Raw genomic sequence first — 14,372 nt, 5'->3', positions numbered from 1 at the left:
GGGGTCTTGACCCATGAACTGCTCTTGCTGCGGTTCCGAGGTTCAGAGCGGCTTTGCTTTCTGCCCGAAGTGCGGCACGAAGCAGCCGAACGCGTGCCCCGGCTGCGGCTATGCTTGCGCTCCGGATTTCGCGTATTGCCCGAAATGCGGTGCCCTCGTCAGTGAGGCTCCCAAAGCCGGGGGACAGGCGCAGCCGAGCCGGCCGACAGCGCCGGTCAGAGCGTCGTCACCGCCGCTGGCGCCGGCGGTCGACGCTCACCAGGCTTTTCGACCGCAGCCGGGCAGGATGGACAACGAAGCCAACCGCCGCACCATTACTGTGCTGTTTGCCGATCTCAGCGGCTTCACCGCGATGAGCGAGCGCCTCGACCCCGAGGTCATGCAGATGCTTCAGAACGAATTGTTCGAGGAGCTGACGGAAGCGGTGCAAGGCTTTGGCGGCTTCGTGGACAAATTCATCGGCGATGCGCTGCTGGCGCTGTTCGGCGCGCCAGCAGCGCACGAGGACGATCCGGAGCGGGCTGTCCGCGCTGCACTCGACATGATCAAGCGGACGGAGCAGCTCAGCGGGCGTGCGAAGGTCTACGCCGGCGCCCCGCTGCAGCTCCACATCGGCATCAATACCGGGCACGTGGTTGCGGGCGGACTGGGTGTCGGCGCTGCCAAGTCCTATTCGGTAACCGGCGACACGGTGAATACCGCGCAGCGATTGCAGTCGATGGCGCCGCCGGACGAAGTGCTGGTCGGGCCGTTGACCCACCGCCTGACGCGGCATGCGTTCTCGTATGAATCGCTCGGAGAGGTCTCGCTCAAGGGCAAGATGGGCAGTGTCCTGGTCCATCGTCTCAAGGGACCGCTCGACATGCCGCGTGCGGCGCGAGGCCTCGACACGCTGGGCCTCAGTGCGCCGCTGATCGGCCGCGACGCCGAGCTTGCCCGCATGATCGGCAGCCTCGATCGCGCGTGCGGCGGTGCGGCGCAACTGGTGCGGCTGGTCGGCGAAGCGGGTATCGGCAAAACGCGCCTGGTGAACGAATTCGTCGCCCGCATCCGCGATGAGGAGCGCTTCGCAGGTGTGGCGATCCGGCAGGCCGCCTGCTCGCCACTCGGCGAACAATCCTACGGCACGCTCGCCGCGGTCCTGCGCAGCGCCTATGGCATCGCGCAAAAGGCCAGCGCCGCGGCGGCTGAGGCCAGGCTGGCTGAGGCGCTGTCGGAGCTTGGCCTTGCGGCCGAAGAGGCAGAGCGGCTGATGCCGCTCTATGTGCATGTTCTTGGCCTCGGCGGCCCCGACGCCGCATTGCAGCACGTCGAGCCGGAACAGCTTCGGCGGCAGATCTTTTTTGCGATCCGGACCGTTTTCGAACGGCGCCTGGCCTTGTCACCGCTTCTGATCATCGTCGAGGATCTGCATTGGGCCGACGCCGTCTCCCTTGAGGCGCTGCGGTTCCTGATGGATCGGCTGGAGCGCACGCGGTTGATGCTGTTGTTTACGCATCGGCCAATGCTGGAGCTGGATCAGTTCGGTTCGGGTCGGATCAGCCACACGACCCTTCGATTGCTTCCGCTCGGTGACGCCGACGGACAGAACTTGCTGGCGGCTTATTTCAGTCACGGTTGGCGTGAGCCGCCGGGAAATCTGTTCAGTCGAATCCTGGAGCGCGCGAGCGGCAATCCGCTTTTCCTCGAGGAAATCATCCGCGGTCTCATCGAGGCCGGCGCCTTGGAGCGTGACGGCTCGCAGTGGCGGATAAAGTCGGATGAGGCCGCCGCCGACATCCCGGCAAGCATTCAGGCGCTGTTGCTGGCGCGGCTGGACCGGCTGCCGCATGAGGTGCGCCGGCTGGCCCAGGAGGCAGCGGTGATCGGCCCGCGCTTCGATGCGGCTCTGCTCGGTGCGACGGCAACCGCGCCGGCAAAGGTCGAAGTGGGCCTCGAACTTCTGTGCGACGCCGAGATTGTCGAGGAGGTTGCGGGCGCAAACTCGATCTCGCTGCGATCCTACCGTTTCACGCAGACCATGCTGCAGGACGTGATCTATCAAAACCTGCTGTTGCAGCGGCGGATCGAGCTCCATGGACGGATTGGTGCCGCGCTGGAGCGGCTCTATGGCAGCGAGCCCGAACGGCTCGAGGACCTCATCCTGCTCGGCCATCATTTCAGCTTGAGCGCGCACAAGTCGAAAGGCGCGTGCTATCTGCGCGCGGCCGGCGATCGTGCACGCGCGACCTATGCCAATGCCGATGCCATCCGTCTCTACCAGCAGGCCCTCGCCATGTTGTTGACCGGCGGCGAATGCGTGCCGGAGCGCCTGGTTCTATACGAGCGGATCGCGGACCTCTGCGCCGCGGCGGGCCGCCGCAACACGGCCGAGGAGCACTACCAGAGCGCACTGGAGGGGCACCGCGCCGCAGAGGACCGCATTGGCGAAGCGCGAATCCTTCGCAAGCTTGGCAGGTTGTTGTGGGACGCCGGCAAGCGGATCAACGCAGAGAGGCATTACGCCGAGGCGGCTGACCTGCTTGGAGGGACCGATGCGCCGATCGAACGGGCGCACCTCTTGCAGGAGCGCGGCCGTCTCGCGTTTCGCATGGGCGATCACGTGGCCGCCGCGACATGGGCGGACGAGGCGCTTGGCTACGCCCGATCCGTCCCGGCGGACGCGGACGAGCAAGCCGGACTCGAGGCGGCGCGCGCCATTGCCGAGGCTCTCAATACCAAGGCGGTTGCACTGGCACGGCTTGGACGACACCAGGATGCGGTGCGCGAAGTGGAGCAAAGTGTCGCGGCAGCCGAAGCCGCCGGCCTTCTCAATGTGGCCTGCCGCGGCTACACCAATCTCAGCGTGCTCTACACGATCGTTGACCCGGCGCAGGCCATGGAGGTTTGCCGGCGCGGACTGGACGTCGCGCATCGTATTGGCGATCTCGGGTTCCAGGCGCGTCTTCTCGCCAATTTTGCCGTTGCCTGTTGCACCTTCACGGACAAATGCACCGACGAAGGTGTGCCGGCTGCCGAAAAGGCAATCGAGATCGACCGTGCGCTCGATCAGCGCGAGCATCTCCCCGTGCCCCTGATCGTGCTCGGGCAAATCCATCAATGCCATTTCCGGCCCGATCAGGCCGCCCGCTGCTACAATGAGGCCATCAAGGTCGCGAGCGAAACCGGCGAGCCGCAGCAGCTTTTTCCGTGCTATGATGGTCTTGCGACGCTGAACCTTGATCGCGGCGACATGCCCGAGGCCGAGCGGTATTTCGCGCTGGCCGATGACGTCTGCACCAAGCACGGGCTTGATCCCGCCGGACTGATTGTATTGCCATTTCTTGACTAGGTCATGTGAAGGAGTTCAACCATGTCAGAACGTCATGTCGATGGACCGCTGCAACCGGGTGATCGCGCACCGAACATCGTGCTGGACGCCATCACCCGCGAAGGGAAGATCGCGCTCGAGGATTTTCGCGGGCAAAGTCCGATATTGGTCGGCCTGTTTCGAGGCCTGCACTGCCCGTTCTGCCGCCGCCATATCGCGGCCCAGGCGCAGCTTGACGCGGCACTGCGCGACAAGGGCGTCGAAAGTCTGACGGTCGTCAATACGCCGATCGAGCGTGCTCGGCTCTACTTCCGTTATCACCCGTTGCCCAATCTGCTTGCCGCGTCCGATCCCGAGCGGATCTCGCACCGCGCGTTCGGCCTGCCCAATCTGGAATTCACCGAGAAGGAAACCGAGTGGCCGCGCAAGGTGGGCATGGATGTGGTCATGAGCATGCAAGTGGACATTCCCGGAGAATTGCCCGGGCCGATGAATCGTTTGGCGGCCGCCGAGCAGCTCAACAACAAGGATGGCTACGAGATGATGGAGGCCGATCAGCGCATGGCGGCAACCGGCCAGGGTCAGCTATTCGGCCAGTTCCTGCTCGATCGGGAAGGGGTCGTGCGCTGGGCCTTTACAGAAGTTCCGGAAGGCGGCCAGCGCATGTTCGGGATGCCGAGCCCGGGTGAGTTGATGTCGGCAGCCTCGCAGGTGGCGGGCTAGGCATCGTCGCGCGGTTGGCGTGGTGCCCCTGACCGCAGCAGGCACGAGCCGGTGCGCGCGAGGTGCCGCCGCCATTTTCCCGACCACGCCTGCGCATGACGAACGATTAATCCGAGCGCACTTAATCCGAGCGCACAATGACCGACATTCAGGAAAGGCTCCTCGAAAGCAAGATGACCGAGATCGAGCGGGCCCGATCCTGGAGCCCCCGCGTGATCTCCAAGTTCGAAACGCTCATCAGGAGCGGTGACGATCTATCGCTCTACCGCGTCAATCCGCTGGCATTCGCGCGCGACCGCGCCATTGCAGAGCCGGAAAGTATTGACCTGTTTCTCTATGCGACGAGAAGCGGGCTATTCGAGATGAGCTGGGACGTTGTTTGTCCCCAATCCGGCATGGTGCTCGATATCTTCGGCGCCTTGCGCACGCTCAAGACGCACTATGTTTGTGGTTTGTGCGACGTCACTGGTGAAACCGATCTCGACGACTTCATAGAGGTCACGTTTACGGTATCGCCCCAGCTTCGGCGGCTTCCGTTTCATGATCCTGCCTCCCTCTCGGTCGAGGATTTCCATTGGAAGCTTCGATTTCTGAATGACGCGCGGATACCTGGCCAACAAATCCGATTTCTCGACTATTTGCATGCGTTCGTTCGCGGCCTTTCGTTCTTGCCGCCAGGCTCCGCCACGACCATTCGTTGCGAACTCGGTCCCGGCGCGCTGGCGGGGGTCAATATCCAAACCCAGGCTGCGTTCGCCGTCGCGGTGGCCGGCGAGCCGACAACCTCGCCGACAATCCTGCGAGTTGGATACGATGGGCAGCGCTTTTCCCCCTCGCTGGCCGCCGTGCCGCCCGGCCCCGTCATTGTCGAGGCGGAGAACCGCGGATCTACGCGAGGCTCCCTGCTCCTGATCAACTGGCCGCCTGAGGTTCTAGCTCAAGCGATCAAGCCGCCGCTTGATTTCGATCCCTACATGTCCGGCGGGATGTTGCTCGCGAGACAGACGTTTCGCCGCCTGTTCCGGTCAGAACGCGTGGACGAAAAGGAGGGCCTGGGTATTCGGCAGGTGACCCTGCTGTTCACGGATCTCAAAGGTTCGACCGCCATGTACGAACGGCTCGGCGATCTCAATGCCTATGCGCTGGTCCGCGAACATTTTGCTTTGCTCGGTGCGACCGTTCAGGAACATTCCGGGGCCATCGTCAAGACGATCGGCGATGCGGTCATGGCGGTCTTCTCCCGCCCGACGGACGCGATTTCGGCGGCGCTCCACATACTGGGGGAAATCGAGCGCTACAATTCAGACCACGGCGATCCGAGCATCATCCTGAAGATTGGAGCCCATTGCGGCCCCTCCATCGCCGTGACCCTGAACGACAATCTGGATTATTTCGGCCAGACCGTAAATGTTGCCGCGCGTGTCCAGTCGCTGGCGGACGCGGGCGAGATTTGTATCTCGGAGGCGCTGTATTCGGCGCCGGGAGTGAGCGATCTCCTTTCCGGGCATGCAATCGCAGTGTTTGAAGCTCCTCTTCGCGGCGTTGAAGGAAATGCCAGCGTGTATCGTGTCGTGCCCGGGTAGGACCCTTACGTCCCTTGCCGGGGCAGTTTCTCCGCGAGCGCGACTGCCATCGCCGAGATCAGCGGCCGCATGAAATAGGCGTCTTCCGCGGGCGAGACGTCCGTCCGCAGTCCATGCGCAGCAAGCTCGCCCGAAACCGCCGGGCCCACCGACGCAATCAGCGTCCGGTCGAAGCCGGCGCGCAGCTTCGCCTCGCTGCCATGCGCCTTCGCGGCCTCGATCAGGCGGCGGACCTGGCCGAGATTGGTGAGCGCGACGGCATCGATCCGCCCCGCGGCCATGTCGTCGATGGCGGTGACGATGTTGGCATCCGCTGCCTTGGAATCGTAGGCATAGGGCAGCACGGCATCGACCTCGGCGCCTTGCGCGGCAAGGGCGCCGATCAGCGCGCCATGGTCCTTGTCGGGATAGAGCTGAAGGCCAAGGCGCCGGCCCTTCAGGTCGAGCTTGCCCAGCATCTCGATCACGCCCTCGGTGGTCGGCTTCTCCGTGGTCTGCTGCGGTTCGAGACCGACCTCGCGCAACGCCTTGCCGGGCTTCGGGCCGCGGGTGAATTTTCGCGATCCGGCGAGCGCCGCGACAAACGCGCCGTCGAGCCCACGCGCCCACGCGAGCTTCATGATCCGCCGAAGGCCTTCGCCGGTCATCAGCACAAGGTCGTCAAGGGGCCTGTCGATGGCGCGGCGGATCCAGGCCTCGACCGGAGCAGGGTCCGGTGCATCCTGGATGGTAAACATCGGGCATTGCACGACCTCGGCGCCTTGCTCGGCCAGAAGCTTCGAGAACTGCGCCTCCTCGCGCGTTTCCAGGATCAGGATGCGGTAGCCGTTCAAGCGCTCGGCCATGGGCGTACTCCGGTTAGTCAAAGCAATCGTCCGTTCATCCTGACTCCGCGCTTCAGGTCGAAGCAAGTCTTGGGATTGGCGCAGGGGGACGTCGGTGATAGAGCAGGGCGCAAATCGCGGGTCGTTCCGCATCATTTGCCCAAACCTTCATCAAGAGCCAAGCCTGTTCATCAACATGCCCGATCATCAATATGTCCTGACCCTGTCCTGTCCGGATCGTCCCGGCATCGTCTCGGCCGTGTCGACGTTCCTCGCCCACAACGGACAGAACATTCTCGATGCTCAGCAGTTCGACGACATCGAGACCAAGAAGTTCTTCATGCGCGTGGTGTTCACCGCGGCCGATCTCGCCGTGGAACTGTCGGCGCTGCAGACCGGCTTTGCCGCGATCGCCGAGCGTTTCGGCATGGACTGGCAGATGCGCGACCGGGCTGCGCATCGCAAGGTGATGCTGCTGGTGTCGAAGTCGGACCACTGCCTGGTCGACATCCTCTATCGCTGGCGCACCGGCGAACTGCCGATGACGCTTGCTGCCATCGTCTCCAACCACCCGCGCGAGGTCTATGGTGGGCTCGATTTCGGCGGCATCCCGTTCCACCATCTGCCCGTGACCAAGGAGACCAAGCGCGAGCAGGAGGCGCAGATCCTCGACCTCGCCGCCAAGACCAAGACCGATCTCGTCGTGCTCGCCCGCTACATGCAGATCCTGTCGGATGATCTGTCGGCGCAGCTTTCGGGGCGCTGCATCAACATCCACCACTCGTTCCTGCCGGGCTTCAAGGGCGCCAAGCCCTATCACCAGGCCCATGAGCGCGGCGTCAAGCTGATCGGGGCTACCGCGCATTACGTCACGCGCGACCTCGACGAGGGCCCGATCATCGACCAGGACGTCGAGCGCATCAGCCATCGCGACACGCCGGAGGATCTGGTCCGCAAGGGCCGTGACATCGAGCGCCGCGTGCTGGCCCGCGCGATCCGCTACCATCTCGACGACCGCGTCATCCTCAATGGCCGCAAGACCGTGGTGTTCGTGGATTAGCGAATAGGGAGTGGCGAATAGCGAGTGGAAGCGGGAGAGCGCCTTATTCGCGATTCCTTATTCGCCATTGCTTCCTTAACGCACCGCGCTGCCCGACGTCGCCCCCGTCGCGCCCTTCTGCGCCTGCTCTTCCTTCTCGCGATCCGCCGCCGGCAACAGCCGCTTGCGTTCGCGCTCCTTCATGTAGGCATCGTATTGCGGCGTGCCCGCTCGCGGCGGGGCGTCGGCCGGCAGCCCGCCGGCCCATTGCGGGACGTAGTCGCCCATGCCGGCGGAGAGTCTTTCGTTGACGGTGCCGCAGCCTGCAAGGTTGGAAGCCAGCAAGGCAACGACGGCAGCGATTGAAGGCAAACGGAAACGCATGAGCATCTTCTGGGTCGAGCTGGACCGGGCGCGGATGGCGGGACGCCCGATGGCGCCAGCGGCGCACTCTAGTCCTCAACAAGTAAAATTGGCTTATTCGGCGGCGAATATGTTTGTATACATTAAGGTAAGATAATACGCTGTTTTTCGCATTGATCGCCTTTGCCAAGGTGATACGGTATACAATCCGTATTCACGTTGCGTTCTTAGAGTGCAGCATCGGCCCCGGAGGGGCCGGCCAGCGCAGCGAAAGGCTTTCTTGTTGACATCGCCATTTTATTTGTACAATCGTACAAATGTCTCCCCCGCCGTCGATCCGATCGCGCGGCTTGCGCCGAATGGTCGCCCAACGTCCGATTGACAACGGGGTTGCAGAGGACGCCATGTGGCCGTGCGGCATGGCTTGTCCGTAGGTTAGAGCGCGGCAAGGACCGGGTACTCGGTCTGGCGCACAACAGGTCAGGAATGAAGGGGAGGGACATCGGATGTTCGTACGCAGAATTTTTTCACGCACCGTCGCAGCAGCCGCTATCGCGGGCGTTGCAGGCCTTACGCCTGCCAAGGCCGAGGACAGCGTCAAGGTCGGCCTGATCCTGCCGATGACCGGCGGCCAGGCCTCGACCGGCAAGCAGATCGAGAACGCGATCAAGCTCTACATGCAGCAGAAGGGTGACACCGTCGCTGGCAAGAAGATCGAGATCATCCTCAAGGACGACGCGGCGATCCCGGACAAGACCAAGACTGCCGCGCAGGAGCTGATCGTCAACGACAAGGTCAATTTCATCGCCGGCTTCGGCGTGACCCCGGCTGCGCTCGCGGCCGCGCCGCTAGCGACGCAGGCCAAGATCCCGGAAGTCGTGATGGCGGCCGGCACCTCCATCATCACCGAGCGCTCGCCCTATATCGTGCGTACCAGCTTCACGCTGGCGCAGTCCTCGACCATCATCGGCGACTGGGCGGTGAAGAACGGCATCAAGAAGGTGGCGACGCTGACCTCGGACTACGCGCCGGGCAATGACGCGCTGAACTTCTTCAAGCAGAACTTTACAGCCGGCGGCGGCGAGGTGGTCGAAGAGGTCAAGACGCCGCTGCAAAACCCCGACTTCGCGCCGTTCCTGCAGCGCATGAAGGACGCCAAGCCCGACGCGATCTTCGTGTTCGTGCCGGCCGGCCAGGGCGGCAACTTCATGAAGCAATATGCCGAGCGCGGCCTCGACAAGGCCGGCATCAAGGTGATCGGGCCGGGCGACGTCACCGACGACGACCTGCTCAACAACATGGGCGATGCGGTGCTCGGCACGGTTACCGCGCATCTCTACTCCGCGGCGCACCCCTCGCAGATGAACAAGGATTTCGTCGCAGCCTACAAGAAGGCGTTCGGCAATCGTCCGGGCTTCATGGCGGTGAGCGGCTATGACGGCATCCACCTGATTTACGAGGCGCTCAAGAAGACGAATGGCGACACCGACGGCACCAAGCTGGTCGAGGCCATGAAGGGCCAGAAGTGGGAGAGCCCGCGCGGTCCGATCTCGATCGACCCCGAGACCCGCGACATCGTGCAGAACATCTACATCCGCAAGGTCGAGAAGGTCGACGGCGAGCTCTACAATGTCGAGTTCGCGACCTTCGAAGCCGTCAAGGATCTCGGCAAGACCAAGAAGTGACCCGCGAAAGCGGGGCATCTCGGGGCGCGCATTAGCGCGAACCCGGGATCTCACACCCCTTGCTCCGCGTCATGCCCGGGCTTGTTCCGGGCATCCACGCGAAGCCAGGAAAACAAAGTCCGGACAAGAACGTGGATGGCCGGGACAAGCCCGGCCATGACGATAACTCTAAGCTGAGACGATGACCTCTATCCTCACCAACCTGTTCGATGGCGTCGCCTACGGCATGCTGCTGTTCGTGCTCGCGTGCGGGCTCGCAGTCACGCTTGGATTGATGAACTTCGTCAATCTCGCCCATGGCGCCTTCGCCATGGCCGGCGGCTATATCTGCATGGTGCTGGTCAACCGGATGGGCTGGCCGTTCTTCGCAGCGCTCCCGCTCGCTTTCGTCTCCTCTGCCGCGATCGGCATCGCGCTCGAACGGACGCTGTACCGCCACCTCTATGCGCGCAGCCATCTCGATCAGGTGCTGTTCACCATCGGCCTGACCTTCATGTCGGTCGCCGCTGTCGATTACATCCAGGGGTCCTCGCGCGTCTTCATCAACCTGCCGGCGGCGCTTCAGGGGCAGTTCGACCTGTTCGGCGTCGGCATCGGCCGCTACCGGCTGATGATCATCGTGATCTGCGGCCTGCTCACCATCGCGCTCCAGATGGTGCTGGCAAAGACCCGCTTCGGCAGCCGCTTGCGCGCCGCCGTCGACGACCCCCGCGCCGCGAGCGGCCTCGGCATCAACGTGCCGCAGGTGTTCGCCTTCACCTTTGCCTTCGGTTGCGGCCTCGCCGGCCTCGGCGGCGCGCTGAGCGCCGAGATCCTCGGCCTCGATCCGTATTTCCCGCTGAAGTTCATGATCTACTTCCTGATCGTGGTCACCGTCGGCGGCTCGTCCTCGATCACCGGCCCGTTCCTGGCCTCGCTCCTGCTCGGCATCGGCGACGTCGCCGGCAAATATTACGTGCCGAAGATGGGCCCGTTCGTGATCTACACCATGATGATCGTGATCCTGATCTGGCGTCCGAACGGCCTGTTCGGACGCACGGCCGCGCGTTGAGTTCGCCGATGAGCGCTTCCTCCGACGTCGGTTTTCACGCCCAGCGCCAGGCGCGCTGGCACTACGGCGAAGTCGCCTTCTGGCTGATCGTGCTGGCCTGCGGCTTTGCATTTCCCACGCGCTATCTGATCATGACCGACATCCTGCGGCTGGCGCTGTTTGCGATGTCGCTCGATCTCATCCTCGGCTATGCCGGCATCGTCTCACTCGGGCATGCTGCCTTCTTCGGCGTCGGCGCCTATGCCGCGGGGCTTCTCGCGCTCCATGGTATCGTGAGCGAGCCCGTGCTGGCGCTGATCGTCGCTGGCCTCGCCGCGATGGTGCTCGGCTTTGCCACCAGCTTCCTGGTGATCCGCGGCGTTGACCTGACGCGCTTGATGGTGACGCTCGGCATCGCGCTGCTGCTGGAAGCGCTCGCCGAACGCTTCTCCAACATCACCGGCGGCACCGACGGCCTGCAGGGCATCGAGATGCAGCCGATCTTCGGCGCGATTCCGTTCGACATGTTCGGCAAGGCCGGCTTCTTCTATTCGCTGGCCGTCCTGTTCCTGCTGTTCCTGTTCGCCCGCCGCGTCGTGCACTCGCCGTTCGGCCTTTCGCTGCGCGCGATCAAGAACAATCCGCTGCGGGCCGCCGCGATCGGCATTCCCGTCAACCGCCGCCTGATCGCGATCTATACGCTCGCGGCGTTCTATGCCGGCGTCGCGGGCGCGCTGTTCACCCAGACCACGGCGATCGCCTCGCTCGATGTGTTTGCCTTCGAACGCTCCGCCGATCTGATGCTGGTGCTCGTCATCGGTGGGACCGGTTACCTCTATGGCGGACTGGTTGGCGCGGTGATCTTCCGCATGCTCCAGGAAGTGTTCTCCACCATCACCCCGCAATACTGGCAGTTCTGGATCGGCCTGGTGCTGGTCGTGATCGTGCTGGTCGGCCGTCAGCGCCTGCACCGCTGGGTGCTGTACCTGCCCAATCTGGTCATCAGGCAGATTGCGGGACGCAAGGCCGTCGTCGCCGTGCCGGAAAGCGACGCATGACCATCGTGCTCGAAACCCAAAATCTCGAAAAGCAGTTCGGCGGGCTGCGCGTCACCCGCGATCTGTCCTTGAAGATCGAGCAGGGCGCCCGCCACGCGCTGATCGGCCCGAACGGCGCCGGGAAGACCACGGTCATCAACCAGCTCACCGGCGTGCTCAAGCCGAATTCGGGCCGCATCCTGCTCGAGGGCCAGGACATCACCGATCTGCCGGTGCACAAGCGCGTGCTGCGTGGCCTCTCGCGCACCTTCCAGATCAACCAGCTTTATCCCGACCTGACTCCGCTCGAGACCATTGGCCTGGCCGTCTCCGAGCGCCTCGGCCATGGCGGCGACTGGTGGCGGCGGATGGGCACGCGCAGCGACGTCAACGGCGAGATCGCCGATCTGCTGGCGGGCTTCCATCTGCTCGACGTCATGAATGAGCAGACCGTGACGCTGCCCTACGGCAAGCAGCGCCTGCTCGAGATCGCGGTCGCGATCGCCGCCAAGCCGCGCGTGCTTCTGCTCGATGAGCCCGCCGCCGGCGTGCCAGAGAGCGAGCGCCACGACATTCTCGCCGTGGTCGGCGCGCTGCCGCGCGACGTCACGGTGCTGCTGATCGAGCACGACATGGATCTCGTATTCTCCTTCGCTGACCGCATCTCCGTGCTGGTTTCGGGCGCGCTGCTCACCGAGGGCCCGCCCGAGCAGGTCGCGCGCGATCCGCAGGTCAAGGCCGTCTATCTCGGCGAGGAGGCGGTCAATGTCTGACCTGCTCGCGATCGAGGCGTTGCGCGCCGGCTATGGCGAGGCGGTGGTGCTGCCCAACATGTCCTTGCGCCTCGCCGAGGGCCAGGTGCTGGCGCTGCTGGGCCGCAACGGCACCGGCAAGACCACGCTGATCAATTCGATCGTCGGCGTCACCCGCCGCTTCTCAGGCAGCGTGGCGCTCGCTGGCACCGATGTCACTTCGCTCCGGCCCGACCAGCGCGCGCGCGCCGGCATCGGCTGGGTGCCGCAGGAGCGCAACATCTTTCGCTCGCTCACTGTGGAAGAGAACATGACCGCGGTGGCGCAGCCCGGTCCCTGGACGGTCGAGAAAGTCTACGAGATGTTCCCGCGGCTGAAGGAGCGACGGACAAACTTCGGCAACCAGCTCTCCGGCGGCGAGCAGCAGATGCTGGCGATTGGCCGGGCGCTCACCCTCAACCCGAAAGTGCTGCTGCTGGACGAGCCGACCGAGGGCCTTGCCCCCATCATCGTCGAGGAGCTCTTGAAGGCGATCGGCAGCATCACGCGGGCAGGCGGCATCTGCTCGATCATCGTCGAACAGAATGCCCAAAAGATTCTGGGGCTGGCCGACCGCGTTGTGATATTGGAGCGCGGAACGATCGTCCACGACGCTCCGAGCGCCGCGCTGAAAACCGACCCCTCGGTCCTGGAACGCCATCTCGGCGTCGCCGGGGCGGCGGCTCACTAAACTAAAATGTCCAGGGAGTAAGACATGCAGCGAACCAAAGCCCCCTTCCGCGCCGACGAGGTCGGCAGCCTCCTGCGTCCGGCCAAGATCAAGGAAGCCCGTAGCCGGCTCGAGAAGGGCGAGATCTCGGCCGACGATCTGCGCAAGATCGAGGACATGGAGATCGAGAAGGTCGTGCACAAGCAGGCCTCGATAGGGCTCAAGCTCGCGACCGACGGCGAGTTCCGCCGCTCCTGGTGGCATTTCGACTTCCTCGCCAAGCTCACCGGCTGCGAGCTGTTTCATCCCGACACCGGCATCCAGTTCGCAGGCGTGCAGACCCGGCACGACGCGGTGCGGGTGATCGACAAGCTCGACTTTCCCGACGACCACCCGATGCTGGACCACTTCCGCTTCCTGAAGAAGGTCGCCGATCAGGCCCACGTGGCCGCCAAGATGACGATACCTTCGCCGGCGGTGCTGCACTTCCGCGGCGGCCGCAAGTCGATTTCCAAGGACGTCTATCCCGATCTCGAGGCCTTCTACGAAGACCTCGGCAAGACCTATCGGAAAGCCGTCAAGGCGTTCTACGACGCCGGCTGCCGCTATCTCCAGTTCGACGACACCGTCTGGGCCTATCTCTGCTCGCAGGATGAACTGCAGAAGGCGCGCGAGCGCGGCGACAATCCGGACGGTCTCCAGCAGATCTATGCCCGCATCATCAACTACGCGCTGGCCGAGAAGCCCGCGGACATGGTGGTGACGACGCATGTCTGCCGCGGCAATTTCCGTTCGACCTGGATTTCTTCGGGCGGCTATGAGCCGGTTGCCGAGACCATGCTCGCCGGCACCAATTACGACGGCTATTTCCTCGAATATGACAGCGACCGCGCCGGCGGCTTCGAGCCGCTGCGCTTCCTGCCCAAGGGCAACAAGGTCGTCGTGGTCGGCGTCATCACCTCGAAGTTCGGCGAGCTCGAGAAGAAGGACGATATCAAGCGCCGTCTGGAAGAAGCCGCCAAGTTCGCCCCGCTGGAGCAGCTCGCGCTGTCGCCGCAATGCGGCTTTGCCTCGACGGAAGAGGGCAACGTCCTCTCCGAGGAAGAGCAGTGGGCGAAGCTGAGCCTTGCGGTCGAGATCGCGAAGGAAGTGTGGGGTAATTGAGCCTTTGTTGGTGTCCCGGACGCGCTGCAACGCCCTTGCGTTGCTGCGCAGAGCCGGGACCCATGCTGCTTGACTTGCTCTCAGGAGATATGGGCCCCGGCTCTGCAGCGCATCGCTGAAGAAGTGCTGCGCTGCGTCCGGAGCACGATAGCG

12 protein-coding genes are annotated in these 14,372 nt (G+C 64.0%); 10 read left to right on the top strand and 2 right to left on the bottom strand.

Annotation, left to right across the window (positions count from 1 at the left end; all coding sequences use genetic code 11):
• Positions 1–13 precede the first annotated feature (13 nt).
• The 3 genes from A3AS_RS0109815 (at position 14) to A3AS_RS0109805 (ending at position 5,616) form a co-directional block, all read left to right on the top strand.
• Positions 14–3,331, top strand: coding sequence for an adenylate/guanylate cyclase domain-containing protein (locus A3AS_RS0109815; protein ID WP_018317422.1), 3,318 nt, complete (start codon positions 14–16; stop codon positions 3,329–3,331).
• Between the two features lie 21 nt (positions 3,332–3,352).
• On the top strand, positions 3,353–4,033 hold the full coding sequence (locus tag A3AS_RS0109810) for a redoxin domain-containing protein (RefSeq protein ID WP_018317421.1): 681 nt from the start codon (positions 3,353–3,355) through the stop codon (positions 4,031–4,033).
• 137 nt (positions 4,034–4,170) lie between these two features.
• Positions 4,171–5,616 carry an adenylate/guanylate cyclase domain-containing protein gene (locus A3AS_RS0109805; RefSeq protein ID WP_018317420.1) on the top strand — a complete coding sequence of 482 codons (1,446 nt, stop codon included), beginning with the start codon at positions 4,171–4,173 and terminating at the stop codon, positions 5,614–5,616.
• Between the two features lie 5 nt (positions 5,617–5,621).
• Here A3AS_RS0109805 and A3AS_RS0109800 read toward each other — a convergent pair whose 3' ends face one another.
• Entirely contained in the window at positions 5,622–6,461 is an 840-nt protein-coding gene (locus A3AS_RS0109800; RefSeq protein ID WP_018317419.1) for a uroporphyrinogen-III synthase, read from the bottom strand.
• Positions 6,462–6,636: 175 nt separating this feature from the next.
• Between A3AS_RS0109800 and purU the strand changes: the two genes are divergently transcribed.
• Complete coding sequence (gene purU, locus A3AS_RS0109795) at positions 6,637–7,500, top strand: formyltetrahydrofolate deformylase (RefSeq protein WP_026201846.1); 864 nt, start codon at positions 6,637–6,639, stop codon at positions 7,498–7,500.
• Between the two features lie 75 nt (positions 7,501–7,575).
• Here the strand turns inward: purU and A3AS_RS0109790 are convergent, their stop codons facing one another.
• Positions 7,576–7,869: a hypothetical protein gene (locus A3AS_RS0109790; RefSeq protein ID WP_018317417.1), complete on the bottom strand. Its 294-nt coding sequence runs from the start codon at positions 7,867–7,869 to the stop codon at positions 7,576–7,578.
• Between the two features lie 479 nt (positions 7,870–8,348).
• On the opposite strand from A3AS_RS0109790, the gene A3AS_RS0109785 reads away from it, so the two are divergent.
• From A3AS_RS0109785 to A3AS_RS0109760, 6 genes are all read left to right on the top strand, one after another.
• Positions 8,349–9,527, top strand: coding sequence for an ABC transporter substrate-binding protein (locus tag A3AS_RS0109785; protein WP_018317416.1), 1,179 nt, complete (start codon positions 8,349–8,351; stop codon positions 9,525–9,527).
• Positions 9,528–9,708: 181 nt separating this feature from the next.
• Positions 9,709–10,578, top strand: coding sequence for a branched-chain amino acid ABC transporter permease (locus A3AS_RS0109780; RefSeq protein ID WP_018317415.1), 870 nt, complete (start codon positions 9,709–9,711; stop codon positions 10,576–10,578).
• An 8-nt stretch (positions 10,579–10,586) separates the two neighbouring features.
• Positions 10,587–11,615 carry a branched-chain amino acid ABC transporter permease gene (locus tag A3AS_RS0109775; protein WP_018317414.1) on the top strand — a complete coding sequence of 343 codons (1,029 nt, stop codon included), beginning with the start codon at positions 10,587–10,589 and terminating at the stop codon, positions 11,613–11,615.
• Complete coding sequence (locus A3AS_RS0109770; protein WP_018317413.1) at positions 11,612–12,367, top strand: ABC transporter ATP-binding protein; 756 nt, start codon at positions 11,612–11,614, stop codon at positions 12,365–12,367. The genes A3AS_RS0109775 and A3AS_RS0109770 overlap by 4 nt, the downstream gene beginning before the upstream one ends.
• Positions 12,360–13,076: an ABC transporter ATP-binding protein gene (locus A3AS_RS0109765; RefSeq protein WP_018317412.1), complete on the top strand. Its 717-nt coding sequence runs from the start codon at positions 12,360–12,362 to the stop codon at positions 13,074–13,076. Before A3AS_RS0109770 ends, A3AS_RS0109765 begins: the two co-directional genes overlap by 8 nt.
• A gap of 24 nt (positions 13,077–13,100) precedes the next feature.
• Complete coding sequence (locus A3AS_RS0109760) at positions 13,101–14,219, top strand: cobalamin-independent methionine synthase II family protein (protein ID WP_018317411.1); 1,119 nt, start codon at positions 13,101–13,103, stop codon at positions 14,217–14,219.
• Positions 14,220–14,372 lie beyond the last annotated feature (153 nt).

This window comes from Bradyrhizobium sp. WSM2793, from assembly GCF_000379585.1.
In the GTDB taxonomy this organism is placed as follows: Bacteria; Pseudomonadota; Alphaproteobacteria; order Rhizobiales; family Xanthobacteraceae; genus Bradyrhizobium.
Note: the sequence above shows the minus strand (reverse complement) of the source record. Positions and strands in the feature narration are given on the sequence as shown.

What these genes read in the sequence shown, in the direction of transcription:
- A3AS_RS0109775 (WP_018317414.1), top strand. Translation starts at nt 10,587, where the DNA reads ATGAGCGCTTCCTCCGACGTCGGTTTTCACGCCCAGCGCCAGGCGCGC.
- A3AS_RS0109765 (WP_018317412.1), top strand. Translation starts at nt 12,360, where the DNA reads ATGTCTGACCTGCTCGCGATCGAGGCGTTGCGCGCCGGCTATGGCGAG.
- A3AS_RS0109810 (WP_018317421.1), top strand. Translation starts at nt 3,353, where the DNA reads ATGTCAGAACGTCATGTCGATGGACCGCTGCAACCGGGTGATCGCGCA.
- A3AS_RS0109790 (WP_018317417.1), bottom strand. Translation starts at nt 7,869, where the DNA reads ATGCTCATGCGTTTCCGTTTGCCTTCAATCGCTGCCGTCGTTGCCTTG.
- A3AS_RS0109805 (WP_018317420.1), top strand. Translation starts at nt 4,171, where the DNA reads ATGACCGACATTCAGGAAAGGCTCCTCGAAAGCAAGATGACCGAGATC.
- A3AS_RS0109770 (WP_018317413.1), top strand. Translation starts at nt 11,612, where the DNA reads ATGACCATCGTGCTCGAAACCCAAAATCTCGAAAAGCAGTTCGGCGGG.
- A3AS_RS0109760 (WP_018317411.1), top strand. Translation starts at nt 13,101, where the DNA reads ATGCAGCGAACCAAAGCCCCCTTCCGCGCCGACGAGGTCGGCAGCCTC.
- A3AS_RS0109800 (WP_018317419.1), bottom strand. Translation starts at nt 6,461, where the DNA reads ATGGCCGAGCGCTTGAACGGCTACCGCATCCTGATCCTGGAAACGCGC.
- A3AS_RS0109780 (WP_018317415.1), top strand. Translation starts at nt 9,709, where the DNA reads ATGACCTCTATCCTCACCAACCTGTTCGATGGCGTCGCCTACGGCATG.
- A3AS_RS0109785 (WP_018317416.1), top strand. Translation starts at nt 8,349, where the DNA reads ATGTTCGTACGCAGAATTTTTTCACGCACCGTCGCAGCAGCCGCTATC.
- purU (WP_026201846.1), top strand. Translation starts at nt 6,637, where the DNA reads ATGCCCGATCATCAATATGTCCTGACCCTGTCCTGTCCGGATCGTCCC.
- A3AS_RS0109815 (WP_018317422.1), top strand. Translation starts at nt 14, where the DNA reads ATGAACTGCTCTTGCTGCGGTTCCGAGGTTCAGAGCGGCTTTGCTTTC.